Annotated in this window: 24 protein-coding genes and 1 pseudogene; 14 read left to right on the top strand and 11 right to left on the bottom strand. The window is 71.7% G+C overall.

Features of this window, described 5'->3' with window-relative positions; genetic code table 11:
* The first annotated feature begins 30 nt into the window (after positions 1–30).
* The 7 genes from nadC (at position 31) to ACK8N7_RS20690 (ending at position 4,513) form a co-directional block, all read left to right on the top strand.
* Positions 31–1,053, top strand: coding sequence for a carboxylating nicotinate-nucleotide diphosphorylase (nadC, locus tag ACK8N7_RS20660; protein ID WP_355122639.1), 1,023 nt, complete (start codon positions 31–33; stop codon positions 1,051–1,053).
* A complete protein-coding gene (locus tag ACK8N7_RS20665) occupies positions 1,053–1,850 on the top strand; it encodes a type III pantothenate kinase (RefSeq protein WP_015609337.1) in 798 nt (265 codons plus the stop codon). Before nadC ends, ACK8N7_RS20665 begins: the two co-directional genes overlap by 1 nt.
* A gap of 184 nt (positions 1,851–2,034) precedes the next feature.
* Positions 2,035–2,628, top strand: coding sequence for a hypothetical protein (locus tag ACK8N7_RS20670; RefSeq protein ID WP_403214883.1), 594 nt, complete (start codon positions 2,035–2,037; stop codon positions 2,626–2,628).
* Between the two features lie 81 nt (positions 2,629–2,709).
* On the top strand, positions 2,710–2,889 hold the full coding sequence (locus tag ACK8N7_RS20675; RefSeq protein WP_015609335.1) for a hypothetical protein: 180 nt from the start codon (positions 2,710–2,712) through the stop codon (positions 2,887–2,889).
* A 131-nt stretch (positions 2,890–3,020) separates the two neighbouring features.
* Positions 3,021–3,455 (top strand): BlaI/MecI/CopY family transcriptional regulator, encoded by a 435-nt coding sequence (locus ACK8N7_RS20680; RefSeq protein WP_403214823.1) that lies wholly within the window; start codon positions 3,021–3,023, stop codon positions 3,453–3,455.
* A gap of 9 nt (positions 3,456–3,464) precedes the next feature.
* Positions 3,465–4,034: an amino-acid N-acetyltransferase gene (locus ACK8N7_RS20685; protein ID WP_403214825.1), complete on the top strand. Its 570-nt coding sequence runs from the start codon at positions 3,465–3,467 to the stop codon at positions 4,032–4,034.
* 143 nt (positions 4,035–4,177) lie between these two features.
* A complete protein-coding gene (locus tag ACK8N7_RS20690) occupies positions 4,178–4,513 on the top strand; it encodes a histone-like nucleoid-structuring protein Lsr2 (RefSeq protein ID WP_398822558.1) in 336 nt (111 codons plus the stop codon).
* Here the strand turns inward: ACK8N7_RS20690 and ACK8N7_RS20695 are convergent.
* Entirely contained in the window at positions 4,492–5,082 is a 591-nt protein-coding gene (locus ACK8N7_RS20695) for an SCO3374 family protein (protein ID WP_500443626.1), read from the bottom strand. The genes ACK8N7_RS20690 and ACK8N7_RS20695 overlap by 22 nt on opposite strands.
* Before the next feature lie 449 nt (positions 5,083–5,531).
* Here ACK8N7_RS20695 and ACK8N7_RS20700 point away from each other — a divergent pair, with 449 nt between their 5' ends.
* Positions 5,532–8,060 carry an ATP-dependent Clp protease ATP-binding subunit gene (locus ACK8N7_RS20700; protein WP_015609331.1) on the top strand — a complete coding sequence of 843 codons (2,529 nt, stop codon included), beginning with the start codon at positions 5,532–5,534 and terminating at the stop codon, positions 8,058–8,060.
* Between the two features lie 130 nt (positions 8,061–8,190).
* Here the strand turns inward: ACK8N7_RS20700 and ACK8N7_RS20705 are convergent.
* Together ACK8N7_RS20705 and ACK8N7_RS20710 are read right to left on the bottom strand one after the other, a co-directional pair.
* A pseudogene (locus ACK8N7_RS20705) lies at positions 8,191–9,842 on the bottom strand (NACHT domain-containing protein); the annotation flags it as partial.
* The gene (locus ACK8N7_RS20710) at positions 9,839–10,234 is read right to left on the bottom strand and encodes a trypco2 family protein (RefSeq protein WP_403214830.1); all 396 of its coding nucleotides are present in this window, start codon (positions 10,232–10,234) and stop codon (positions 9,839–9,841) included. The gene ACK8N7_RS20710 and the pseudogene ACK8N7_RS20705, both read right to left, overlap by 4 nt.
* Before the next feature lie 458 nt (positions 10,235–10,692).
* Here ACK8N7_RS20710 and ACK8N7_RS20715 point away from each other — a divergent pair, with 458 nt between their 5' ends.
* Entirely contained in the window at positions 10,693–11,406 is a 714-nt protein-coding gene (locus ACK8N7_RS20715; protein WP_500443629.1) for a M23 family metallopeptidase, read from the top strand.
* Between the two features lie 221 nt (positions 11,407–11,627).
* Here ACK8N7_RS20715 and cseC read toward each other — a convergent pair whose 3' ends face one another.
* The 5 genes from cseC to ACK8N7_RS20740 form a co-directional block, all read right to left on the bottom strand.
* Complete coding sequence (gene cseC, locus ACK8N7_RS20720) at positions 11,628–12,965, bottom strand: two-component system sensor histidine kinase CseC (RefSeq protein WP_403214834.1); 1,338 nt, start codon at positions 12,963–12,965, stop codon at positions 11,628–11,630.
* Positions 12,966–13,043: 78 nt separating this feature from the next.
* A complete protein-coding gene (gene cseB / locus ACK8N7_RS20725) occupies positions 13,044–13,757 on the bottom strand; it encodes a two-component system response regulator CseB (protein WP_403214836.1) in 714 nt (237 codons plus the stop codon).
* Positions 13,758–13,775: 18 nt separating this feature from the next.
* The gene (locus tag ACK8N7_RS20730) at positions 13,776–14,435 is read right to left on the bottom strand and encodes a hypothetical protein (RefSeq protein WP_032775725.1); all 660 of its coding nucleotides are present in this window, start codon (positions 14,433–14,435) and stop codon (positions 13,776–13,778) included.
* Between the two features lie 98 nt (positions 14,436–14,533).
* Entirely contained in the window at positions 14,534–15,259 is a 726-nt protein-coding gene (locus ACK8N7_RS20735) for a SigE family RNA polymerase sigma factor (protein ID WP_403214838.1), read from the bottom strand.
* A gap of 155 nt (positions 15,260–15,414) precedes the next feature.
* Complete coding sequence (locus tag ACK8N7_RS20740; protein ID WP_043972439.1) at positions 15,415–16,326, bottom strand: iron-sulfur binding domain-containing protein; 912 nt, start codon at positions 16,324–16,326, stop codon at positions 15,415–15,417.
* 242 nt (positions 16,327–16,568) lie between these two features.
* Between ACK8N7_RS20740 and ACK8N7_RS20745 the strand changes: the two genes are divergently transcribed.
* Positions 16,569–17,402 carry a hypothetical protein gene (locus ACK8N7_RS20745; protein ID WP_500445794.1) on the top strand — a complete coding sequence of 278 codons (834 nt, stop codon included), beginning with the start codon at positions 16,569–16,571 and terminating at the stop codon, positions 17,400–17,402.
* Between the two features lie 146 nt (positions 17,403–17,548).
* Here ACK8N7_RS20745 and disA read toward each other — a convergent pair whose 3' ends face one another.
* Positions 17,549–18,673, bottom strand: coding sequence for a DNA integrity scanning diadenylate cyclase DisA (gene disA / locus ACK8N7_RS20750; protein WP_015609320.1), 1,125 nt, complete (start codon positions 18,671–18,673; stop codon positions 17,549–17,551).
* 81 nt (positions 18,674–18,754) lie between these two features.
* Positions 18,755–20,167 carry a DNA repair protein RadA gene (gene radA / locus ACK8N7_RS20755; RefSeq protein WP_128851431.1) on the bottom strand — a complete coding sequence of 471 codons (1,413 nt, stop codon included), beginning with the start codon at positions 20,165–20,167 and terminating at the stop codon, positions 18,755–18,757.
* 208 nt (positions 20,168–20,375) lie between these two features.
* On the opposite strand from radA, the gene ACK8N7_RS20760 reads away from it, so the two are divergent.
* Complete coding sequence (locus tag ACK8N7_RS20760; protein ID WP_500443633.1) at positions 20,376–22,202, top strand: RNA polymerase sigma factor; 1,827 nt, start codon at positions 20,376–20,378, stop codon at positions 22,200–22,202.
* Positions 22,203–22,241: 39 nt separating this feature from the next.
* Here ACK8N7_RS20760 and ACK8N7_RS20765 read toward each other — a convergent pair whose 3' ends face one another.
* Positions 22,242–23,093, bottom strand: a complete 852-nt coding sequence (locus tag ACK8N7_RS20765; protein WP_500443635.1) for a DUF3109 family protein — start codon at positions 23,091–23,093, stop codon at positions 22,242–22,244.
* Between the two features lie 39 nt (positions 23,094–23,132).
* Between ACK8N7_RS20765 and ACK8N7_RS20770 the strand changes: the two genes are divergently transcribed.
* The 3 genes from ACK8N7_RS20770 (at position 23,133) to ACK8N7_RS20780 (ending at position 25,639) form a co-directional block, all read left to right on the top strand.
* Positions 23,133–24,083: a Ppx/GppA family phosphatase gene (locus ACK8N7_RS20770; RefSeq protein ID WP_403214845.1), complete on the top strand. Its 951-nt coding sequence runs from the start codon at positions 23,133–23,135 to the stop codon at positions 24,081–24,083.
* A 108-nt stretch (positions 24,084–24,191) separates the two neighbouring features.
* On the top strand, positions 24,192–25,025 hold the full coding sequence (locus ACK8N7_RS20775) for a sugar phosphate isomerase/epimerase family protein (RefSeq protein WP_403214887.1): 834 nt from the start codon (positions 24,192–24,194) through the stop codon (positions 25,023–25,025).
* Positions 25,022–25,639, top strand: coding sequence for a TetR/AcrR family transcriptional regulator (locus ACK8N7_RS20780; protein ID WP_015609314.1), 618 nt, complete (start codon positions 25,022–25,024; stop codon positions 25,637–25,639). The genes ACK8N7_RS20775 and ACK8N7_RS20780 overlap by 4 nt, the downstream gene beginning before the upstream one ends.
* Positions 25,640–25,746 lie beyond the last annotated feature (107 nt).

The raw sequence follows: 25,746 nt of genomic DNA on the forward strand, positions 1-25,746 counted from the left end.
ACGCCCGAAGAGAATCCGCGCCCCACACCTGTGGACGTACCGCTGATCCGGGTCGGCGCGCCCGCACCTTCCGCGCCCTCGGGAGGCTGCGGCGACGGCTGCGGCTGCGGCGGTGACGACGGATTCGACCCCGAAGCCCTGGAGTGCGGCCTGGACCCGGCGCTCGCCCTGCTGCTGGCCGAGGCGGGGCTCGACCCCGTCCAGGTCGAGGACGTCGCCCATGTGGCGATCGAGGAGGACCTCGACGGCGGGGTGGACGTCACGACCGTGGCGACCGTTCCCGAGGACGCAGTGATCACCGGTGACTTCACCGCCCGTGAGGCGGGGGTCGTGGCCGGGCTGCGGGTCGCCGAGGCGGTCCTGTCGATCGTCTGCACCGAGGAGTTCGAGGTCGAGCGGCACGTCGAGGACGGCGAGCGCATCGCCCCCGGCCAGAAGCTGCTCACCGTCACCACCCGCACCCGCGACCTGCTGACCGGCGAGCGCAGCGCGCTCAACCTGCTCTGCCGCCTCTCCGGCATCGCGACCGCCACCCGCGCCTGGGCGGACGTGCTGGAGGGCTCCAGGGCCCAGGTCCGCGACACCCGCAAGACGACGGCGGGCCTGCGCGCGCTGGAGAAGTACGCGGTGCGCTGCGGCGGCGGCGTCAACCACCGGATGTCGCTCTCCGACGCGGCCCTGGTCAAGGACAACCACGTCATCGCGGCGGGCGGGGTCGCGGAGGCGTTCAAGCGCGTCCGCGCCGAATTCCCCGACCTGCCCATCGAGGTGGAGGTCGACACGATGGAGCAGGTCCGCGAGGTGCTGGACGCGGGCGTCGACCTGATCCTGCTGGACAACTTCACCCCGGCCGAGACGGCCGAGGCGGTGGCCCTGGTAGCCGGCCGCGCGGTCCTCGAATCCTCCGGCCGCCTCACCCTCGACTCGGCCCGCGCCTACGCGGACGCGGGCGTCGACTACCTGGCCGTCGGGGCGCTCACCCACTCCTCGCCGATCCTCGACATCGGCCTGGACTTCCGCGACGCGTCCACCACCGACGGGGCCGGCGCCTGATGCTGCTCACCATCGACGTCGGCAACACGCACACGGTCCTCGGCCTCTTCGACGGCGAGGAGATCGTCGAGCACTGGCGGATCTCCACCGACGCCCGCCGCACCGCCGACGAGCTGGCGGTCCTGCTCCAGGGCCTGATGGGCATGCACCCGCTGCTCGGCATGGAGCTGGGCGACGGCATCGAGGGCATCGCGATCTGCGCGACCGTCCCCTCGGTCCTGCACGAGCTGCGCGAGGTCACCCGCCGCTATTACGGGGACGTCCCCGCCGTCCTGGTGGAGCCCGGCGTCAAGACCGGCGTGCCGGTCCTGATGGACAACCCGAAGGAGGTCGGCGCGGACCGCATCATCAACGCGGTCGCCGCCGTCGAGCTGTACGGGGGCCCGGCGATCGTCGTCGACTTCGGCACCGCCACCACCTTCGACGCGGTCTCCGCACGCGGGGAGTACGCGGGCGGGGTCATCGCCCCCGGCATCGAGATCTCCGTCGAGGCGCTCGGCGTCAAGGGCGCCCAGCTCCGCAAGATCGAGCTGGCCCGGCCGCGCAGCGTGATCGGCAAGAACACCGTCGAGGCCATGCAGTCCGGCATCATCTACGGCTTCGCGGGCCAGGTCGACGGGGTGGTGGCCCGGATGAAGAAGGAGCTGACCGCCGACCCGGACGACGTCACGGTCATCGCGACCGGCGGCCTTGCTCCGATGGTGTTGGGGGAGTCCTCCGTGATCGACGAGCACGAGCCGTGGCTGACGCTCATCGGGTTGCGCCTGGTCTACGAGCGGAACGTGTCCCGGTCGTAGCCGGTCCGGCACGGTCCGGCCGCACGGGCGCGGCGTACCAGCGGGAACGGCTGCCGACGGAGCGCCGGCGGCGGCTCAGGACCCCGTTCGCGGACGCCGCGCCACTGACGACCAGTTAAACGGATTTTGTCCATTTAGCACGTATTGTCGCGTTATGCCCACGCCCTACGGTTCACGAGGCGGCATGGCGTTCAGCGCGGACGAGCTGCGGGTGCTCCGACGTGCCCTCGCCATCGCCCTCCACCCCATGCCCCTGTCCGACGAGGATGTCCAGGACTGCCTGCGGCTCGCGGGCTCCGTGGACGAGGCGGTCGGGGAGGCGGGCCGGCTGCAAGCGTTCCTCCTCGCAGACCTCGCCCGCTACCGCGCCGCCCTCCCCGGCTCCGTCACCGGCTATCTGGAGCTCCTCCAGGACGCCCTGGCGGCCGGATACGACCCCCGCGCCGACGATCTGGCGGCCCTGCGCGCCCTGCGCGGGAAACCGCTCGCCGCGGCCCTCCTGGAGCGCTGCCAGATCCTTGCCGAGCGCTCCGTAAGGGCCCGGCTCGCCGGCCGCTCCGCCGCCCTGGTGGCCCCCGGCCCCCGCAGCCGGCTGCTCGCCCTGCCCGGCGGCCGGGCCGCCGACCGGGAAACGGAACGCCCCAAGGCTCCGGCCGCCCCCACTCCCGGCCGCTCACCGGCCCCCGGGCCGCGCCCGATGCCCAAGCCCTCCGAGGTCTTCCCGCCCCGCCGCCGCCCCGCACCGCCCCCGTCTGAGGAGGAGCGCGCGGCGGGCTGACCCCGCCCTGCCCACGGACGCGGCGGCCTCCACCGGGAGGTCGCCGCTTCCCGTCGTACGGGGCTCGCTACTCTGGACGGCATGGACTACGTATCCGCGCTCGTGCCCCCCGTGGTGATGGCCATCTTCTTCATCGGCCTGGTCGTGACGATCGTCAAGAGCCAGGGCGGTCCGAACAAGGCCAAGGAGGACGACGCCGTGGACGCGGCGATCGCCCGCGCGGAATCCGTAAAGCAGACCGCTCGTCCGGAGAATGCCTGAAGGCGGGAGCGGTCCACCGGAACCGCGGAACCTTCGCACCACCCCTGGAGCGCACGGCTCATGAGAGCCGTGCGCTCTTTTGGCTGCACAAATAACCAGCCATTCGGGACATCTAGCACTAAAGTGATCCCGTGCCCCGCCAATTGGGAGAGCTGGAAGACGCCGTGATGACACGCGTCTGGCAATGGAACCGTCCGGTCACCGTGCGGGAAGTCCTTGAGGACCTCCAGCAGGAACGGTCCATCGCCTACACGACGGTGATGACGGTAATGGACAATCTCCATCAGAAGGGCTGGGTCCGCAGGGAAGTGGACGGCCGGGCATATCGATATACGGCCGTCTCCACCAGGGCCGCCTACTCGGCCGCACTGATGAACGAAGCCTGGTCACACAGTGACAACCCGGCCGCCGCCCTTGTCGCCTTCTTCGGCATGATGTCGCCGGAGCAGCGCGAAGCACTTCAGAACGCTGTTCGTATGGTTTCCCCCAATGATGCGGAACCGACCGCCGGAGCCTCCGAAGGTGGAGCCCCGGCCGATGACACGGAGCCGGAGAGCGGGCGATAGCGTCGGGGCATGTCCTCAGAGCAGCCGCAAACCGAACCGGATACCGACTTTCATACCGACCCGTCGGTAAATAAGCTCGCCATCACCGTACGCCGGGCCAGGACGACCGATGTGTCATCCGTACGCAGGCTCCTCGACGGGTACGTGTCCGGCGGCATCCTGCTCGACAAAGCCACCGTCACCCTTTACGAGGACATCCAGGAGTTCTGGGTCGCGGAACGCGACGAGGATGCCCGGGTCATCGGCTGCGGCGCTCTCCATGTCATGTGGGAAGACCTCGCGGAAGTCCGTACTCTCGCCGTCGACCCCCGCATCAAGGGCGCCGGGGTGGGGCATCACGTACTGGAGAAGCTCTTGCAGACCGCCCGCTGGCTCGGGGTGCGTAGGGTTTTCTGCCTCACCTTCGAAGTGGACTTCTTCGCGAAGCACGGGTTCGTCGAGATCGGAGAGACGCCGGTCGACACAGATGTCTACAGTGAGCTGCTGCGTTCCTACGACGAGGGCGTCGCCGAGTTCCTCGGTCTCGAACGAGTGAAGCCGAACACCTTGGGCAACAGCCGGATGCTTCTGCACCTGTGATCTGCAGTAGCCCTGCATCCCTATGTCCGAATCGCGCACGTTTCCCGCGTTCTCGATCCCCTGAACCTCTCCCGGGGGTTTGTGTTTTCCCGAGAAAAGCGGTTTCCTTTCCGCGTACTCCATTTTCGATGAAAGGAAATCCCGTGGCACAGAAGGTTCAGGTCCTTCTTGTCGATGACCTCGACGGTGTCGAGGCGGACGAGACCGTGACGTTCGCGCTTGACGGCAAGACGTACGAGATCGACCTCACCACGGCCAATGCGGACAAGCTTCGCGGCCTTCTCGAGCCCTACACCAAGGGTGGCCGCCGCACCGGTGGCCGTGCCGCCACGGGCCGCGGCAAGGGCCGCGCCGTCGTCGGCGGCAACAAGGACACCGCGGAAATCCGCCGGTGGGCGCGGGAGAACGGCCACAACGTGAATGACCGAGGCCGCGTTCCCGCCGAGATCCGCGAGGCTTACGAGAAGGCCAACGGCTGATCTGCCGGACTGCCGTTACGCAGCCCGCCCCGGGCACGCGACAACCGGACCCGATGGCATTCCGTCGCCGCGGCGTCCACCAGGCGTACGAGATCGGGGGCATCCCCACCGCTGCTCCCGAAGCCCGCGAGAGCGGGAAGCGCCGGCCCGGGCGTATGCCTCGGCTCGGGGGGCCGCAGCCACACGGCGGCCCCCGGCGAGCCCGTACCCCGGGGTGACGGAGCCCTGATCCGGCCCCCCGCCCCCACAGCGGTCAGATCCAGCGCGATCGGACCCCACTCCAGCCAGTCGAGCAGCCCCGGCAGCTCATCGGCGCCGCCCGCGGCGACCAGCAGCCCCATCCGCCCGCCGCTCAGCAGCACAGGACCGGTACGCACAGGGCGGCGCAGCAGGGCATGACCGGCCTCGGCGGGAAGTTCCAGCACGTCGAAGCGGAGCCCGGTGAGCAGCCGCAGCGGAGCGCGCCCCTCGGTCGCCCAGCCGAGCTTCCGCTCGTACCACCGGGCGAGCGCGGCGGGACCCGGACCGGCATCGGGTGACGATCGGGGCGGCGGGACAGTGAGGGCCATGTCCGATGAACCGGCCGGCCACCCCCGAAGTTACGCAGAGCCCCTTGCCCGTCACGCTGAGTCCGGCTTTCGGGGGTGCGCGGGAGTGTTCGGCAGCGCAAGGTTGTTCGCCCGTAGCGGAGGGAACCGGGGCGCGCCGCATGGACTGTCAGTGATTGCGGGTAAGACTTTCCTAGTGGGAAGGGGCGACACGCAGGCCGAGGCGTCTCACGTTCGCCATCGGCGTACTGGCGAAAGGGGTATCTGCCTGGCCTGCGGGAACATCGTCTCGCACCATCGGGTTGGAGCAGTTGTCAGCTGTTCGGCAGTAAGAATCCCCGCTGGTGCGGGGTGATCCGGACGGATGTCGGCAGTTGGAATGAGCTGTCCCGTCCTGCGGGACTAGCATGCGGAAGGACTGGGAGGGGACCGACCCCTCACTGACCGACCGCTCTGAGGAGCGATTAACGATGTTCGAGAGGTTCACCGACCGCGCGCGGCGGGTTGTCGTCCTGGCTCAGGAAGAAGCCCGGATGCTCAACCACAACTACATCGGCACCGAGCACATCCTCCTGGGCCTGATCCATGAGGGTGAGGGTGTCGCCGCTAAGGCCCTGGAGAGCCTCGGGATTTCGCTCGAGGCGGTCCGCCAGCAGGTGGAGGAGATCATCGGGCAGGGGCAGCAGGCTCCTTCCGGGCACATCCCCTTCACCCCGCGAGCCAAGAAGGTCCTGGAGCTGTCGCTCCGCGAGGCCCTTCAGCTGGGCCACAACTACATCGGCACCGAGCACATCCTGCTCGGCCTGATCCGCGAGGGCGAGGGCGTCGCCGCCCAGGTCCTCGTGAAGCTGGGCGCCGACCTGAACCGGGTCCGGCAGCAGGTCATCCAGCTGCTTTCCGGATACTCGGGCGGCAAGGAGACGGCGGCCGCAGGCGGCCCCGCGGAGGGCACGCCCTCCACCTCCCTGGTGCTCGACCAGTTCGGCCGGAACCTCACCCAGGCCGCTCGTGAATCCAAGCTCGACCCGGTCATCGGGCGCGAGAAGGAGATCGAGCGGGTCATGCAGGTGCTGTCCCGCCGGACCAAGAACAACCCGGTCCTCATCGGCGAGCCCGGCGTCGGCAAGACGGCGGTCGTCGAGGGCCTGGCCCAGGCGATCGTCAAGGGCGAGGTGCCCGAGACCCTCAAGGACAAGCACCTCTACACCCTGGACCTCGGCGCACTCGTCGCCGGCTCCCGGTACCGGGGTGACTTCGAGGAGCGCCTGAAGAAGGTCCTCAAGGAGATCCGCACCCGCGGCGACATCATCCTGTTCATCGACGAGCTCCACACGCTGGTCGGTGCGGGTGCCGCGGAAGGCGCCATCGACGCGGCTTCGATCCTGAAGCCCATGCTGGCCCGGGGCGAGCTCCAGACCATCGGTGCCACCACGCTCGACGAGTACCGCAAGCACCTGGAGAAGGACGCGGCCCTAGAGCGCCGCTTCCAGCCGATCCAGGTCGCGGAGCCGTCGCTGCCGCACACCATCGAGATCCTGAAGGGTCTGCGCGACCGTTACGAGGCCCACCACCGGGTCTCCATCACGGACGAGGCCCTCGTCCAGGCCGCGACCCTGGCGGACCGGTACATCTCGGACCGCTTCCTGCCGGACAAGGCGATCGACCTGATCGACGAGGCCGGTTCCCGGATGCGCATCCGCCGGATGACCGCGCCGCCGGACCTCCGCGAGTTCGACGAGAAGATCGCGGGTGTCCGCCGCGACAAGGAGTCGGCCATCGACTCCCAGGACTTCGAGAAGGCAGCTTCCCTCCGCGACAAGGAGAAGCAGCTGCTGGCGGCGAAGGCCAAGCGGGAGAAGGAGTGGAAGGCCGGCGACATGGACGTCGTCGCCGAGGTCGACGGCGAGCTCATCGCCGAAGTCCTGGCCACCGCCACCGGCATCCCGGTCTTCAAGCTGACGGAGGAGGAGTCCTCCCGTCTGCTGCGCATGGAGGACGAGCTCCACAAGCGCGTCATCGGGCAGAAGGACGCCATCAAGGCCCTCTCGCAGGCGATCCGCCGTACGCGAGCCGGTCTGAAGGACCCGAAGCGCCCCGGTGGCTCGTTCATCTTCGCCGGTCCGTCCGGTGTCGGTAAGACGGAGCTCTCCAAGACGCTCGCCGAATTCCTCTTCGGCGACGAGGACGCGCTGATCTCCCTCGACATGTCGGAGTTCAGCGAGAAGCACACGGTTTCCCGCCTCTTCGGTTCGCCCCCCGGTTACGTGGGGTACGAAGAGGGCGGCCAGCTCACCGAGAAGGTGCGCCGCAAGCCGTTCTCCGTCGTCCTCTTCGACGAGGTCGAGAAGGCCCACCCCGATATCTTCAATTCCCTGCTCCAGATTCTGGAGGACGGTCGCCTGACCGACTCCCAGGGCCGGGTCGTGGACTTCAAGAACACGGTCATCATCATGACGACCAACCTCGGGACCCGGGACATCTCCAAGGGCTTCAACCTGGGCTTCGCCGCCCAGGGCGACGTCAAGACGAACTACGAGCGGATGAAGGTCAAGGTCAACGAAGAGCTCAAGCAGCACTTCCGGCCGGAATTCCTCAACCGTGTCGACGACACGGTCGTCTTCCACCAGCTGACCGAGGAAGACATCATCCAGATCGTCGACCTCATGCTCGCCAAGGTGGACGAGCGGCTCAGGGACCGGGACATGGGCATCGAGCTCAGCTCCGAGGCCAAGTCGCTCCTGGCGAAGAAGGGCTACGACCCCGTGATGGGCGCCCGGCCGCTGCGCCGGACGATCCAGCGCGAGATCGAGGACATCCTCTCCGAGAAGATCCTCTTCGGTGAGCTGCGCCCCGGTCACATCGTGGTCGTCGGCGTCGAGGGCGAGGGCGACGAGAAGAAGTTCTCGTTCCGCGGCGAGGAGAAGTCGGCTCTGCCCGACGTCCCCCCGATCGAGCAGGCGGCAGGCGGCGCCGGCCCGAACCTGTCGAAGGAAGCGTGACGCGTTTGTAGGGCGTGAGTCCGAGCGTGTGTGAAGGGGCTGCCCCGGAATCGGCTTTACGGCCGGGTCCGGGGCAGCCCCTTTTCGCGGGTCAGAAGAGACGGTCGTCCAGTTCCTCCGCGCCGATGAGCACGATTCCCACCTCATGGGAAATCCTCAGGTCGATGCCCTCGGGGTCACCGATCCGGCGGCGCTGGTCCCGGTGGCCGAGGAGCATCTCCAGCGCCGAGCGGTACAGCTTCCACCGGGTCTCCGGGAGGAAGCCCTCGCTGCGGCGGTGCAGGGCGCAGATCACCGCGCAGAGCAGGGGCGTACGCGCCTGGTCACGGAGCGTGGAGTTCTGGTCGAACTGGCGGGAGAGATCGCGTTCCAGTTCGTCCAGGCGCTCGGCGTCGTCCTCCTCGGAGGGCCGGGCCGCCCGGTGCCAGGAGGCCACGAACGCCTGGATGTCCTCGTTCCGCATCGGCAGCAGGCGTAACTCCGCGAAGGCTTCCGAGCGCAGCCAGTCCGGTTCGACGGCGAGCGGCCGTACGGTGGCCACGCACCGGGTCTCCGGGTAGCGGGCCAGCAGCTGCGAGAGCCAGCTGTGCGCCTGCTCACGGTCGCGCGGCTGCACCTCGTCCAAGCCGTCCACCAGCAGTAACGCGCGGCAGGACTCCAGCACCCGGCCCGCCCGTCCCTCCGGGGCCGCATCGATCGCCAGGGCCCCCGCGTCGGCGAGCTGCGCGGGCCTCGGGAACATGCCGCCACGGGCCCGCAGGGTGCGCAGCGGCACCACGAACGGGACCAGGCCGTTCAGCGGGGCCAGACCGTCGTCGAGGGTGTGTGCCGAGGCGTGGGCGGCCAGCCACCACGGCAGGGTCGTCTTGCCCGCGCCCGCCTCGCCGCGCAGCAGGACCCGGGGGCGGTCGGTGAGGAGGGTGTCGATGCGCTGGGGGTGGGGCGGGGTGGGTTCGGCGGTCCGGGACGGCGAGCTCTGCGCCTGGGCCTCCAGGCTGAGGTAGGCCGTGTCCAGGTCCCATTCGGAGTCGTGCCTGCTCAGCTCGTCGAGGCCGAAGATCTTCGTACGGCGGTACGCGACGCCCAGTGCCGCGCGTACCCCGCCTCGTGCCGCGTGTCCCCCGGGAAATGGCCGTGGACCCGTTCGTGGCGCAGCAGGGCGCCGGTCCTGCGGTAGGCCTGCGCGAAGGGTTCCGCCGCGAGGACCGGGTCGAGCGGGACGCATTCGACCCGGCGGCCGTCCCGCCGGAGCGGGACCTGCCGGGCGATGCCCAGGAGTACGTCCCCGACGAAGACCGGGCCGCAGGAGAGCCCGGACAGGGCCGCGGGCTCTCCGTCCGGGCGTGCGGCGGGCGGTCCGTCGAGATCGCAGACCAGCAGGTCACGCACCCGGCCCGCCATGGGCGGGACCGTCGCCGTGTACTGGTCCACCTCCAGCCGCCTGTCGGGGCCGTACCGCTGGACCTGTGGAAAGCCGGTGATCTCGCAGCCGGGGATCGCCTCGCGGGTGTCCAGCAGGCCGAGACGGGCCGGGGGCACGCGCCGCACCGGCTCGACGGCCTCCAGGAGTGCCACGTCCAGCTGGTAGTCGATCCAGGCGACGGTGGCCCGTATGCGGTCCGGGCGCGCGGGGTGGGCGATGAGGACGGACCTGGACTTGACCACATGGGCGCAGGTCAGGACCAGCCGGTCGGTGAGCAGGACGCCGCTGCCCTGGCGGATCGCGGAGACGGCCACCGTACGGTCGCCGAGGTGGGTGACGAGCGGGTTGGCCGGGCTCACGGGCGGCCCGCCCCGCCACCGGAGCCCGCCGTGTCCCCGCCCGATCCGGCCCCGTCACCGAAGCCCGCCGTCGAGCCGTCGTCCTCGGTACCGATCTCCCACGCCTCCCCGGTCACCCCGTTCCGCGGGCTCAGCGTGAACGCCACCTTGTGCGTACGGCCCGTGGCCCGGGACGCGTCCGCGCCCGCCTCGACCACCCAGGCCTTCACCCTGCCGCCCGCCTTGGCCTCCTTGCGCAGTTCGAGGGTGAACTCCATCTGGATGTCCCCGACCGCGAAGGCGAGCGGTCGGCCAGTGGCCCGGGCCGCCGCCTCCACCAGCTGGTTGCGGATGGATTCGACGGCATCGGCGAGTTCGATGCCGTCCAGGTCGTGGGTGTTCTCGGCCGTCATGGTGGTCCCCCCGGGGTGCGGTTCCGCTTTCCCGTCAGCGTAGTGACGTAGCGGGCCGAAGGTCCCGAATCGGAAGGACTCAGGTCCCACCGGCGGTGACAAGGCGCACAGGCCGAAACACGCCTACTACCCGCGCTAGGAGATGGCGCCGGGACCGGTGGGGGGACCTTCGGCCCGGCAGGCGGAGGCGGCCCCGGCAGGGCGGTCGATACGGCCTGCTACTGGTGCCATATCCGGAAAAGTGCCTCCAGGGCAGCGTTTAAACCCTATTCGGGTGAGGGATTTCGTCGCCCGCTCCCGCCTCCCGAAACGGGGCAACCGAGGTGAATTCCCAGGGGGCGTTCTACGGCTTTCCTTCGTAGATGGGGTGTTTGAGCACCGGCGGGGGTGCGGGTTACCAAGGTGGAGCAAGCCCGGACAGCACGCCGGGTCCACTCACCTTCGGAGGACTTCACCGTATGAAGCGCGCAACGAACCAGCACACCATCCGCCCGTCCGCCTCCCGCATCCGTGGCGCAGTCCTGGCCGCCGGCCTGGGAGCGTCCGTGGTGCTGGGTGCAGGCTCGGCGTTCGCGGCCGGCAACGCAGACGCCGCCGCTCCCCTCGCCGCGGGCACCACCGCCCAGTCGGTCGCCCAGCAGGCGGCCGCGCAGAGCAAGGCCGCCGACGCGGCCAAGAAGACGGCGGCCAAGAAGGCCTCCGACGCGAAGAAGAAGGCCGAGGACAAGAAGAAGGCGGCCAAGAAGAACGCCGCCTCCTGGAAGGCCCCGGTCAAGAAGTACACGCTGAGCGCCAGCTACGGCACCGGTGGCGCCCGCTGGGCCGCCAAGCACTCCGGCCAGGACTTCGCCGTGCCGATCGGCACCCCGGTCTCCGCCGCCCACACCGGCACCGTCGTGAAGGCCGGCCCGAACGGCGGCGGCGACGGCCCCGCGTACGGCAACGCCGTCGTGATCAAGCACTCCAACGGCAAGTACTCGCAGTACGCGCACCTGTCGAAGATCAACGTGAAGATCGGCGAGAAGGTCAAGACGGGCGAGAAGATCGCCCTGTCCGGCAACACCGGAAACTCCAGCGGCCCGCACCTGCACTTCGAGATCCGCACCAGCCCTAACTACGGCTCGGCGCTGAACCCCGCCGCGTTCCTGCGCTCGGTGCACGTCTCCATCTGATCCGGCCGGCGTAACCGCGCGACCCCGGGCCAGGCACCAGCAGGCACCCGGCACCCGGCGGGCGCGCAGCACAACCGAACAGAGTCAGTGGACCCGTTACACCCCGGTACCCGGGGCGTGCGCCCGGGTCACCCGACCGACGGCGACGTCGAGGACAGCCTCACGGCTCATTCCTCGGGGTCGCCGTCGGCGTTGTCGCAGGCGGGTACGGGAGGGCTCACTCAGCCCTGCGGCTGCCGCTCGTCCGCCGTCCTCAGCATCGGGAAGCTCCCGGTCGCCGTCGGCGCGTGCTCCGGCAGCCACAGCACCGCGATCGCCCCGCCCCTGCCCTCCGCCGCACCCGAGGGCGCCGCGTTCCGGAAGGTCAGCCGGGCCCCCAGCACCCTCGCCTGGCCCGCCGCGATCGTCAGGCCCAGCCCGTGCCCGTGCCCGGCGCGGTCCATGGAGCCGGTACGGAACCGGCTCGGCCCGTCCCGCAGCAGCTCCTCCGGGAACCCCGGACCGTGGTCCCGGACCCGTACCACCCGGCCCTCCACCGTTACCTCCACCGGGGTGGAGCCGTGCTTGGCGGCGTTGCCGAGGAGATTGCCCAGGATCCGCTCCAGCCGGCGCGGGTCGGTGGAGACCCACGACTCGTGCACCACCTGCACGGTCACGTCCGGGTCCAGCAGCCCGATCCGACGGCTGACGAACTCCCCGAGCGGCAGCTCCTGAAGCTCCGCCCGCTCCGAGGCACTGTCCAGGCGGGCCACCTCCAGCACGTCCTCGACCAGCGTCCGCATCGCCTGGGCCCGGTCCCGTACCAGCTCGGTGGGGCGGCCCGGCGGCAGCAGCTCGGCCGCCGTGAGCAGCCCGGTGACGGGGGTGCGCAGCTCATGGGCGATGTCGGCGGTGACCCGGCGCTCCGCCTCGATCCGCTCGTTCAGCGCGTCGGTCAGCGCGTCGACCGCCCGCGCCAGCTCGTCCGTCTCGTCCCGGACGACCCCGCCCACGGCCTCCCGGACCCGTACATCGGTGTGGCCCTCGGCGACCCGGCCCGCCGCGGCCGCCGCCTTGCGCAGCCGGCGCGAGAGCTGGCCGCCGATCAGGACGCCGAGCGCGCAGCCGCCGAAGACCACCGAGACCGAACCGATGATCAGCGCCCGGTCCAGGTCGTCCATGATCGTGGCGGAGCGGTCCGCGAACCGGGTGTGCAGCGAGAGCACGTCCCCGTTGGCCAGCGGCACGGCCGCCCACACGTCCGGCGCCCCGTCGGCGCTCTCCGCCACATGCGTGGCGCGCCGGTTCTTGCGGACCTCGTCGCGCAGGCTCGCCGGGATCGTCGGGTCGTTGAGCTTCGCGCCGAACTTGGGCGCGTTCTTCTGCATGCTCGTCGCTTCGTAGAACCGCTGCGCGCCCAGCAGCCGCTCCAGCTGCACCTCGCGGGCGTTCTCGATCATCGAGACCCGGGCCGCGTTGTGCACCACGAGGCTCAGCGCCACCGCGATGAGCGCGCCGACCGCGGCGATGGCGATGCTGATCTTCCAGCGGACACCGGTCCGCAGGGCCAGTCGCTTCATCCGCGCCTCACCGGCCGCCTCGTCCCCCGTGTCATCCGCGCCCCACCGGCCGCTCGGTCCCCCGTGCTCATCCCCGCCTCATCCGCGCAGCTTGTAGCCGAAGCCGCGGACCGTCTCGATCCGGTCCTGGCCGATCTTGGTGCGCAGCCGCTGGACATGGACGTCCACGACCCGGGTGTCGCCGCCCCAGCCGTAGTCCCAGACCCGCTCCAGGAGCTTGTCGCGGGAGAGTACGGTGCCGGGCGCGGAGGAGAACTCCAGCAGCAGCCGCATCTCGGTGGGCGTCAGCGCCACCTGCTCACCGGCGCGCCGCACCTCCATCCCGTCCGTGTCGATCTCCAGGTCGCCGAAGGCCAGCACCCCGCCGAGCCCCTCGGCCTCCCCTTCCGTACCGCCCTGGCCCGTGCCCTCCGGCCCGGCCGCGTGGCCGAAGCGGCGCAGCACGGCCCGGATGCGGGCGACCAGGACCGCGCCGTCGAAGGGTTTGGTGACGTAGTCGTCCGCCCCGGCCTCCAGTCCGAGCACCACGTCGATGGAGTCTGCCCGCGCGGAGAGCATGATCACGGGCACGGTCGACTCGTCCCGGATACGGCGGCACAGGCTGACCCCGTCGAGCCCCGGCACCATCACATCGAGCAGCGCGATGTCCGGCCGGTCGGCCCGGAAGGCCTCCAGGCCGGAGAGCCCGTCGGGCATCGCGGTGACCGTGAAGCCGACCCGCTCCAGGGCGAGCTGGGTGGCCTCACGGATGACATCGTCGTCCTCGACGAAGAGGACATGGGTCTCGGCCATGGACGTTGCGTCTCGCTTTCAGTTCCCGCTCGGTTCGGCCGGCTCGGCCTGGTCCTCCGGCACCGTCTGCGTGGGCGCCTCGATGTCCGTGCCGTCGACGGCACGGCTGAAGTCGTTGTGCACCCGGTCGTGCTCGGTGAAGCGCTCGTCGGCCCAACGGTAGGTGACCACCTCGGAGCCGGACGGATAGGCCAGCGGATCCTTCGACCCGTAGACCTGGGTCGTCACCACGAGGTCGCCCCGGTCGATGGTTCCGTAGACGGCCGGGACCTCGGCCATGAAGACGTTCTCGTACGAGCCGTCCTCGCGGGCCCGGTAGACGTACGTCCCCATGCTCACCGAATCGGCGCAGCTCATCACGTTGACCACGACATCGGCGGACGGGCCGCCGGTCATCGAGCCGTAGGAGGTGTCGACCGGATAGGCCTTGCCCGCACAGGGCTGGAGCCCCTCCCGGACCCGCTCGCTCACCGCGGGGTCCCCCTTGAGGAGGGCCACGGCGTTGACGCGCTTGGTGACCGGGGTCGTGCCGGAGGGGGTGGGCCGGGGGGAGACCTGGGCGACCGGCTGACTGCCGGCGGGGCCCTCGTCGCGGGTACCGGTGCCGCCGGTGGTGCAGCCGATGCCGAACAGCCCGAAGGCGGCGAGTCCGGCCAGGGCCGTACCACTCGCCGCCATACCTGCCCGGAACCCGCGGTTCCGGTGGGGTCTCCCGGAGGAGCCCCCGTCGTCGGTACCCGTCCCGCTGCCGTTCTCGCTGCTGTCGCTGCTGGCTGTCAGGCCGCGCACCGCTCCCGCCCCCGCTCGTCGTGACGCCCGTCGTGCCGCACCGGTGTGTGTCCCCGCGCGGCCGTGACGGAGGTGACCTTCGACCGCTGGGCCGGGACCCGGCCGGTGACGGCGGGCGCCGCACTCCGGTCGTTCCCGGTCTCCCGGCGTCGCTCGGCCTGCTGGTGGCCCCCGGTCTCCCGGCGGCCCCCGGTCTCCCGGGCGACCGCCTCGCGGCTCGTCAGCTCACGGTTCTCCAGCTCCTGCCGCAGACGCGCCAGCGCCCGGTGCAGCGTGCTCTTGACCGTACCGGCCGACATGCCGAGCGCCGCGGCCGTCTCCTCCGTACTCATCTGCTCCCAGTGTCGCAGCACGACGACGCTGCGCTGCTTCGGAGCCAGGATCCCGAGGATGTCCACGAGCAGGGCGCGGTCCGCGCGCTGCTCGCTGCCGTCGTCGACGCTCGCGTCGGGCAGCTGCTCGGTGGGCACCTCGTCGAGCTTGCGCGCCCGCCACCACTCCGTACGGGTGTTGATCATGACGCGGCGCAGATAGGCGTCGGCGAGGGACTTGTCGGCGATGCCGTCCCACCGGCCGTACGTCCGCACCAGGGCGGTCTGCAGAAGGTCCTGCGCGTCCACGGGGTCAGGGACCAGACGACGTGCGCTGCGCAGCAGCGCCTCCTGCCGTGTGCGTACGTAGTCCTCGAATGCGAGCACCTCGCCCTGCGCCATGACAACCGCCTCCGTCCCCGTAAATCCCCGTGTACTGCTGTCGGAGACGCTACGGAGGCGTTGTCACGAGGCTGTGCGGAGCAGCCGTACGCCGACGCACGGCTGCCCATCGGTTGTGTAACAGCGCCGGTTCAGGGCCGCGTCATGCCGGCGGCTCAGGTCAGCGGCAGCCGGTACCGGCCGTCGGCCAGCGGTTCGACCAGACCGTCGGCCACCAGCCCGTCCAGCGCCCGGGCCCGTTGCACCGGCTCCTCCCACACCGCGTCCAGAGCGGCCTGGGGGACGGGGTTCAGCGCGTCGCGCAGCACCGCGAGGAGCCGCCCGCGCACCTGACGGTCGGTCCCCGCGTACGTCTGGCCCTTGCGCGGCGGCCCCTCGTACGCGGGCTTCCCGGCCAGCCGCCACGCGCACCGGGAGGCGATCGGGCAGCGGTCGCAGTCCTCGTTGCGCGCGGTGCACACCAGCGCGCCCAGCTCCATCGTGGCCGCCGCCCAGCGCGCCGCCCGCTCGTCCTCCTCGGGCAGCAGCGCCCGCGCGAGCTTGCGCTCGGCGGCCGTGGTGGCGTTCGGCGGGTACTGGATCCCGGTCGCGGCGCGGGCGAACACCCGGCGGACGTTCGTATCGAGCACCGCGTGCCGCTGCCCGTACGCGAACGAGGCCACGGCCGCCGCCGTGTACTCCCCGATCCCGGGCAGCGCCAGCAGCTGGGCGTGCTCGCTCGGTACGTCGCCGCCGTGCCGTTCCGCTATCGCCTGCGCCGCCCCGTGCAGCCGCAGCGCGCGGCGCGGGTAGCCGAGCCGGCCCCAGGCGCGGACCGCTTCTCCGGGCGCCTCGGCGGCCAGGTCGGCGGGGCGGGGCCAGCGGGCGAGCCACTGTTCGTACACCGGGAGGACCCGGCTCACCGGGGTCTGCTGCAGCATGAACTCGCTGACCATCACCCCCCAGGCGCCCGCTTCGGGGCGGCGCCAGGGGAGATCGCGGGCGTGCTGCTCGAACCACCCGATGACGGGGGTGTGGAGGGAGGCGGCGGGGGGCGTCTGGGGTGAAGTCGAAGTCATGGCAGTCATCGCACCGACGATCCTGGCACGGAAGGCGGGAGCGGTGTCACGGGTGCGGGGGTGTCGGCCCGCGCGGCGGCCCCCGGAGGTGAGAACGCCACCCGTTCTGTCCCCTGTGACCGGGTCCTGCGACCGGCCTCCCGTGGTGATCATCGGCAAAACTTGATGATGATCGGCAAAACTTGTGACCGGAGCGGCGGGTGGGGCCTGAGACGGCCCCGATCTCTCGTACAGTTTGGCCCGTGGGATCTATGCGCAATCCGGTCGGTCCGCTTCCCTCCAGCATCTACTGGCGCCGAAGGGCGGTAGCGGGACTTCTGGTTGCGCTGCTCGCGGTGCTGGCCGCCTGGGCGTTCACCTCCGTCGGCTCCAAGGGGACCCAGGACGACGGCAAGCCCGGCGGCTCCGACCCGGTGAAGTCGATCACCCCGGGTCCGGGCAGCTCCGGCCCGGCGATCAGCCAACAGCCGGGCGGCCGCGACGAGTCGGGCGACTCGGGCGAGGACGGCGGCTCCGGCGGTTCCGGCGGCGGCGACGGCGACACGGGCGCGGGCTCCGGCGGCGCTCCGTCCGACGGCGCGTCAACCGGCGGCGCGGACACGGCCGGTTCGGGTACGGGCGGTTCGGGCACGGACGGCGGCTCCACGGCGGGCCGACAGGTCCCGGCGGGCTCCCCGCTCCCCGAATGCAAGCCCGGGGCCCTGGAGTTGACCCTGCGCACGAAGGTCAGTTACGGCCCCGACGACCGGCCCACGTTCGACATCATCGCCCGCAACACCTCGTCGGCGACCTGCAAGGCCGACCTCGGACCGAAGAACGTGGTGCTCACGGTCACCGAGGCGAGCGCGGAGAACGACGACGTGATCTGGTCCTCGAAGGACTGCCCCGCGACTTCGGGCCCGCTCTTCCTCCAGGTCCCGGCGGGCGCGACGGTCGTGCACAAGGTGGACTGGAACCGCACCCGCTCGATCCCCGACTGCGCCACCCCGCCCCCCGGCAATGCGGGCCCCGGCACCTACCTCCTGGAAGCCAAGGCCCCGGACACCCCGGTCCGCCGAGCCTCCTTCGTCCTGAAGAAGGACTAGCCCGCCCCAGCCCGTCCGGCGTTTGAGGACGGAACCTCCAGCCCCGGTGGGCGGCACGCAAAAGGAGGCCGCCCGCAAAGGACGACCTCCCAAGGCCCAGGGTTCCGTCCTCAAACGCCGGACGGGCTTGGTGGGCACGGCCCAACTCAGACGTAACGCTCCAGGATGGAAGACTCCGCCAGCCGCGAGAGCCCCTCCCGCACGCTCCGCGCCCGCGCCTCCCCGACCCCGTCCACGGTCTGGAGGTCGTCCACACTCGCCGCCAGCAGCTTCTGCAGGCCCCCGAAGTGCTCCACCAGCCGCTCGATGATCGCCCCCGGCAGCCTCGGCACCTTCGCCAGCAGCCGGAAGCCCCGCGGGGAGACCGCCGAGTCCAGCGTCTCGGGCGAGCCGCTGTACCCCAGCGCCCGCGCCACCACCGGCAGCTCCAGCAGCTCCGTGTGGCTCAGCGCGTCCAGCTCGGTCAGCGCCTCGGCCACCGTGCGTGACCGTTTCGCCGTCGGCTCGGGAACGTAGTCCCGGACCACCAGCTCCCGCTCCGGCTCCACGCCCGCGATCAGCTCGTCCAGCTGGAGCGAGAGGAGCCGTCCGTCGGTGCCGAGCTCGACCACGTACTCCGCGATCTCGGTCGCGATCCGCCGCACCATCTCCAGCCGCTGCGCCACCGCCGTCACGTCCCGGACGGTGACCAGGTCCTCGATCTCCAGTGCGGAGAGCGTCCCGGCCACCTCGTCCAGGCGCAGCTTGTACCGCTCCAGGGTGGCGAGCGCCTGATTGGCCCGGGACAGGATGGCGGAGGACTCCTCCAGGACCCGCCGCTCCCCGTCCACGTACAGCGCGATCAGCCGCATCGACTGGGAGACCGAGACGACGGGGAAACCGCACGCCTTGGAGACCCGGTCCGCCGTACGGTGACGGGTCCCCGTCTCCTCCGTGTGGATCGAGGCGTCCGGGACCAGCTGCACGCCGGCCCGCAGGATCTTGGTCATGTCCTTGTCGAGGATCAACGCGCCGTCGAGCTTGCACAGCTCGCGCAGGCGGGTCGCGGTGAACTCCACGTCCAGCACGAACCCGCCGGTACACATCGATTCGACGGTCTTGTCCATGCCCAGCACGATCAGCCCGCCGGTATTGCCCCGGAGAATGCGCTCCAGGCCGTCCCGCAGGGCCATTCCGGGCGCGACCGCACTCAACGAGGCGCGCATCAGCGCTTCGTTGCCGGTGCCTTGGCCGGACTTTCCGGGCGCTGCCGCCCGGTCGTTGGCTGCCACTGCACTCCTCCGGTCAACAGGTTTGCTGTGCCCTTGCGTCCCCCATGCCGTGTCCACGGGCGGGCGAGACCAGGGCAAAGTCTACCGGCGCGCGTTGTCCTCCTGCGGTGCCTCCTGCCGAGACCGGCGCGGGAGGACCCGCAGAGCATCCCCCATGTCGGCGACTTCTGTGACCTTCATACCCGAAGGAACCCTCCCCGGGTCGGTCGGTACCAAGGCGTGGGTGAAGCCGAGACGGTGTGCCTCGGCCAGTCTCCGCTGGACTCCGGTGACCCTGCGGACCTCGCCCGCGAGCCCCACCTCACCGATCGCGACCAGGTTCTTCGGGAGCGGGGTGTCACTGGCGGCACTGGCCAGCGCGAGCGCGATCGCCAGGTCCGCGGCGGGCTCGGTGAGCTTCACACCGCCGACCGTCGCGCTGTAGATGTCCCGCTTGCCCAGCGCGCTGATCCGGCCGCGCTGCTCCAGCACGGCGAGCATCATCGAGACCCGGGAGGTCTCCAGACCGGAGGTGGTGCGCCGGGGCGAGGGGATCTGGGAGTCGACGGTGAGCGCCTGCACCTCGGCGACCAGGGGCCGCTTGCCCTCCAGCGTCACCGTCAGACAGGTGCCCGGCACCGCCACGTCGCGCCGGGTCAGGAAGAGGCCCGAGGGGTCGGCGAGCCCGGTGATGCCCTCGTCGTGCAGCTCGAAGCAGCCGACCTCGTCGGTCGCCCCGTAACGGTTCTTGACGCCGCGGACCAGGCGCAGCCGGGCGTGGCGGTCGCCCTCGAAGGAGAGCACCACGTCGACCAGGTGCTCCAGCAGCCGCGGTCCGGCGATCGCGCCGTCCTTCGTGACGTGGCCGACCAGCAGCGTGGCCATCCCGCGCTCCTTGGAGGCCCGGATCAGCGCCCCGGCGACCTCCCGGACCTGGGCCATCCCGCCGGGCGCGCCGTCGATCTCGGGCGAGGCGACGGTCTGCACCGAGTCCAGGACGAGCAGCGAGGGCTTCACCGCGTCCAGGTGGCCGAGCACCGCCGACAGGTCGGTCTCCGCCGCGAGGTAGAGGTGGTCGTTGATCGCCTTGATCCGGTCGGCCCGCATCCGGACCTGGCTCGCGGACTCCTCGGCGGTCACATAGAGCGTGCGGTGGTCCTCGCTCGCCGCCTTGGCCGCCACGTCCAGCAGCAGCGTCGACTTGCCGACGCCCGGCTCGCCCGCCAGCAGCACGACGGCCCCCGGCACCAGCCCGCCGCCGAGCACCCGGTCCAGCTCACCGACGCCGGTCGAGCGCGCGGTGGCCTGACGGCTGTCGACCTGGCCGATCGGCACGGCCGCGGTGGAGACCCGGCCGGCCGCGGTGGTGCGCACGGCGGGGGCGCCGCCGAACTCCTCGACCGTCCCCCAGGCCTGGCACTCGGGGCAACGGCCGAGCCATTTGGCGGTGGTCCAGCCGCATTCGGTACAGCGGTAGGACGGCCGGTCCTTCGCGGATTTCGTACGGGCAGCCATGGCGTCACCGTATAGGTGGGCTCTGACAACGCCGTCATGACGGGGGCGCGTTCCCGGAACCGAGCGCCCCGCCGCATAGAGGGCGCACGGAAGCACTACCGGCGGAATCCGTGATCCCCGTCCCCTTTCGAGGGATACGTTCACCCGTAAGGATTAAATGTGCTCAAGGGGCACTAAGGGCACGTACTCCTCTGCCTACGGTCGCCGGGTGACGAGCAGCAGGCTGCAGACCCCCATGGACACCACCGGCGCACACCGGGCGCACCGACGGGCACCTCACGCCTCGGCCCAGCGACCGGCCGCACGTTACGAGCCGCACCTCGACGGACTCTTCACCTACTGCCTCTCCGTGCTCTGTGACCACGACGCGGCGGCCGAGGCGCTCGGCGCGGTCCTGGCGATCGCGGACCGGCACGACGCCCGGTGCCCCGAGGCCGAGGAGGAACGTCAATCCTGGCTCTACGCCCTGGCCCGGTGGACGTGCCTGCGCATCCTCACCGAGCGCAGGCGAGGCCGCCAGGCCCACCGCAGGCCCCCCGCGCCGGCCAGGGGCACGGGCCCCGCGGCGCGCCCCCCGGCCGGCCCGGGGGAAGCGCCCCCCACGCCGGAGGACGCCACCACCCCCGCCCCCGCCGAGTCCCCGGCCGCCGAGGCGCGCAGACGGGAGCTCTCCACGCTCGCCTGGCCCGAGGCCGCGGGCACCACCCCGGAGCAGCGCGAAGCGCTCGAACTGGCCGTACGCCACCGGCTCACCCCCCGCGCCGTCGCCTCCGTGCTCGGCCTGGAGCCGGTCACCGCCCGGGAGCTCCTGGCCGCCGCGGCCTGCGAGGTCGAGCGGACCCGCGCCGCGCTCGCCGTCGTGGAGACCGCGGACTGTCCCACCGTCGCCCGTCTCACCGGCGACCACCAGGTGCTGCTCTCCGCCGCGCTCCGCCGCGAGCTGGTCCGGCACGTCGACGACTGCCCCCGGTGCCGCCGCGCCGCCGAACGGGTCGACGCCGCCGGTCCCTGGCCCGGGGCCACAGTCGCCCCGGCCGCCCCCCTGCCGCTCGTCGAGGCCCCCCGCCCCTCCGTGTACGTCGCCCAGGCCCAGGCCCAGCGCTCCCGTGCGGGCGGACCGCGCTTCGGCCGCACCGGCTACCCGCTGGACCCCAAGGACCACGCCGCCCGCCGGGACCGGCTGCGCGCCCGGGTCGTGACGACGACGGTGGTCGCCACCGTGGTCGCCGCCCCGGTGATCGCCCTGTGGGCCGCGTACCGGGGCGCCCCGCTCACCGGCGAGGGCCACGACGGCTCCAAGGTCACCGCCACGGAGATCGAGGGCGCGGGAGAACACAGCGACGACCCCGGGGCCCCCTACGAGAAGGCGGGCAACGCCCGCCCGGGCGACCGGCGCGGTGTCCACTCCCCGGACGTCACGGCCGAGGTCGTCAGCACCGGCGGCGACCGGGAGAGCGCGGGCCGGCTGGCCGTCACCGCCCGGACCTCCGGCGCGCTCACGACGATCACGCTGACCGCGTCGGCCCGGGGCCCGGTCGACTGGACGGCCGCCACGGACGCGCGGTGGCTGCGCCTCAGCCGTACGGCGGGCACCCTCGCGGCCGGGCGGTCGACCACGGTCACGGTCGCGGTGAACCACGCGGCGGCCCCGCGCGGCCCGTGGCGGGCCCGGATCGCCCTGAACCCCTCGGGCTCCGCCGTGGTCATCGACGGTCGCGGCGCCACCGCCCCGCCCACCGGCGGCAACCCCGGCCCGACGCGCCCCGCACCCGGTTCACCCGGCCCCACGAACCCGCGCCCGACCGACCCCGGGCCCACCGATCCGGGCCCGACGGAGCCACACCCGACCGACCCGGGCCCCACGGACCCCGGACCGACGGACCCGGGCCCGACGGATCCCGGCCCCACGGACCCCGGGCCGACGGACCCGGGCCCCACCGAGCCGGGCCCCACCGACCCCGCCCCGACCGACCCGGCGCCCACGGACCCGCCCCCGACCGGCCCCGGCCCGAGCGACCCGGCCCCCACGGAGTGACGACGACGGCCCCGGCGGAGTGACGACGGGTCCTGAGAACTACCTACCGGCCGCCGGAGGGTCCGCCGGATGCGGGGCCATCGGCAGCAGAGAGGCCAGCCGCTGCTCGCACAGCTCGACCAGCCGGTCGTACGCCTCCTTGCCCATCAGCTCGATCAGCTCCGGCCGATAGGTCACGTACACCGGGTCCCCGGCCCCGTGCGCCGAGGTGGCCGAGGTGCACCACCAGTGCAGGTCATGGCCGCCCGGACCCCAGCCCCGGCGGTCGTACTCACCGATCGTGACCTGGAGCACCCGCGTGTCGTCGGGCCGGTCGATCCAGTCGTACGTACGCCGCACCGGCAGCTGCCAGCAGACGTCCGGCTTGGTCTCCAGCGGCTCCTTGCCCTCCCGCAGCGCCAGGATGTGCAGCGAGCAGCCCGCCCCGGCGGCGAATCCCGGCCGGTTCTGGAAGATGCAGGACCCCTCCCAGCGGCGCGTCTGGCGTTCGCCGTCCTCGTCGACGCCGACCCAGCCCGTCTCCGTACCGACGTCGTGGAACTGCCACAGGTCGGGGGTGAGCCGGGCCACGTTCTCGGCGACCCGCTTCTCGTCGTCCTCGTCCGTGAAGTGCGCGCCCAGCGTGCAGCAGCCGTCATCGGCGCGGCCCGCCTGGATGCCCTGGCAGCCGCTGCCGAAGATGCAGGTCCACCGGGAGGTCAGCCAGGTGAGATCGCAGCGGAAGACCTGCTCGTCGTCGCCGGGGTCCGGGAACTCCACCCAGGCCCGCGCGAAGTCGATGCCCTTCTCGTCCGACGGGTCGGGTCCGTTCGCCTCCGGCGGTGACGCCTGCTTGTTCGACTTCGGCTTCTTCGTGGCTTTGTCCTGCTTAGCCTTTTTCGTCTTTGGCACGCGGACAGCGTAAGTCCGATGGCGCAGTAGCGTTCCCGTATGAGACTCGGAGTCCTCGACGTGGGATCGAACACGGTTCATCTGCTGGTGGTCGACGCCCACCCCGGCGCCCGCCCGCTGCCCGCGCACTCGCACAAGGCGGAGCTCCGGCTGGCCGAACTCCTCGACCAGGGCGGCGCGATCGGCCCGCTCGGCGTCGACCGGCTCGTGACGACGATCGCCGGTGCGGTCCAGGCGGCCGAGGACAAGGGGTGCGAGGACGTGCTCGCCTTCGCCACCTCCGCGGTGCGCGAGGCGACCAACGCGGACCGGGTCCTGGAGCGCGTACGGGTCGAGACCGGCGTCGACCTCGCCGTCCTCAGCGGCGAGGAGGAGGCCCGGCTCACCTTCCTGGCCGCCCGCCGCTGGTTCGGGTGGTCGGCGGGGAAGCTGCTGGTACTGGACATCGGGGGCGGCTCGCTGGAGATCGCCTTCGGGATCGACGAGGAGCCGGACACCGCCGTCTCCCTGCCGCTCGGCGCGGGCCGCCTCACCGGCGCCTGGCTGCCGGACGACCCGGCCGGCCCCGAGCAGGTCAGGGCGTTGCGCCGGCATGTCCGGGCCAGCATCGCGCGGACGGTGGGCGAGTTCAGCCGCTCCGGACGCCCGGACCATGTCGTCGCCACCTCCAAGACGTTCAAGCAGCTCGCCAGGATCGCCGGCGCCGCCCGCTCCACCGAGGGGCTCTACGTCCAGCGCTGCCTCAGCCGCAGCGCCCTGGAGGAGTGGGTCCCGAAGCTGGCGGCGATGACGATCGAGGAGCGCGGCCGTCTCCCCGGCGTCTCCGAGGGCCGGGCCGCCCAGTTGCTCGCCGGTGCGCTGGTGGCCGAGGGGGCGATGGACCTGTTCGGTGTGGAGGAGCTGGAGATCTGCCCCTGGGCGCTGCGCGAGGGCGTCATCCTGCGCCGCCTGGACCACCTCCCGGCGGAGCGGGCCGGGCTGCCGGGGTGACGGTGGGGCCGTACGTACGCCACGTGCGCCCATGGCCCTGATCACTTTCCGCCAGGGCCCCTCGGCGCGGCGCACAGGTGCCCGTACGCTGTCCAGGTGGCAGAACCAGTGGTGCGCATCCCCGATGCGAAGGTCGCCCTGTCGACGGCCTCGGTCTACCCCGAGTCCACCGCGACGGCCTTCGAGATCGCCGCGCGTCTGGGGTACGACGGCGTCGAGGTCATGGTCTGGACCGACCCCGTCAGCCAGGACATCGAGGCCCTGCGCCGGCTCTCCGACTACCACCAGGTCCCGATCCTGGCGGTCCACGCGCCCTGCCTCCTGATCACCCAGCGGGTCTGGTCCACCGATCCGTGGGTCAAGCTCCAGCGGGCCAGGGCAGCGGCCGAGAAGCTCGGCGCCTCCGCCGTCGTGGTGCACCCGCCGTTCCGGTGGCAGCGCAACTACGCCAAGGACTTCGTGACCGGGATCTGGAGGATGGCGGACGAGACGGACGTCCGGTTCGCCGTCGAGAACATGTACCCGTGGCGCTACCGGGACCGCGAGATGCTCGCGTACGCCCCCGACTGGGACGTCACCAACGACGACTACCGGCACTTCACGGTCGACCTCTCGCACACCGCGACCGCCCGCACCGACAGCCTGGCCATGGTGGACCGGATGGGCGACCGGCTCGCCCACGTCCACCTCGCCGACGGCAAGGGTTCGGCCAAGGACGAGCACCTGGTGCCCGGCCGGGGCGACCAGCCGTGCGCGGAGCTGCTGGAACGGCTGGCCCGTACGTCGTTCGACGGCCATGTCGTCATCGAGGTCAACACCCGCCGCGCGATGTCCTCCGCCGAACGCGAGGCCGACCTCGCCGAGGCCCTGGCCTTCACCCGCCTCCACCTCGCCTCGGCCGCCACCACCACCGATCCGGCCCCCGGGACCAGCCGCCCGTGACCGAGGACGCGCCCGCACCCCGGCGCCGGGGCCGCCCCTCCCGCCAGGACGCGTCCGACGGACCCGACGCCCGTACGCGCATCCTCCGGGCGGCCCGTACCGAGTTCGCCGAGCGCGGCTACGACAAGACCTCCATCCGCCAGGTCGCCAAGGCCGCCGGGGTCGACGCGGCCCTCGTCCACCACTACTTCGGTACCAAGGACGAGGTCTTCGCCGCCGCCGTCGAGCTCTCCTTCGAACCGGCCCTGGTCATCCCCGCGGTCCTCGACGGCCCCCCGGAGGGCCTGGGGGAGCGGCTGGCGCGCTTCTTCCTCTCCGTATGGGAGAACCCGGCCACCCGCGCCCCGCTCCTGGCCGTCCTGCGCTCGGCGCTCACCCACGAGGCGGCAGCCAAGGTGCTGCGCGGCTTCGTCCTGCGGCGGCTGCTGGACCGGATCGCGGCGGACCTCGACGTCCCCGACGCCACGTTCCGCGCGGAGCTCGCCGCCTCGCACATGATCGGCATCGCGATGCTGCGGTACGTGATCCGCGCCGAGCCGCTCGCCTCGGCCGACCCGGAGGACATCATCGCGATGGTCGCCCCGACGCTGCAGAGATACTTGACGGAGAGCTGAGCCGTACGCCGGGGGGGCCGTGCCCACCCAGCGACCACCGCGTCCCGCATTCCGGACAGCCTGTCCAGATCCTGGATCCGGGGCGTACGCTCGAAGACGGTCTTTCT

It is taken from the genome of Streptomyces griseobrunneus, from assembly GCF_046713465.1.
GTDB classification, from domain to species: Bacteria; Actinomycetota; Actinomycetes; order Streptomycetales; family Streptomycetaceae; genus Streptomyces; species Streptomyces microflavus.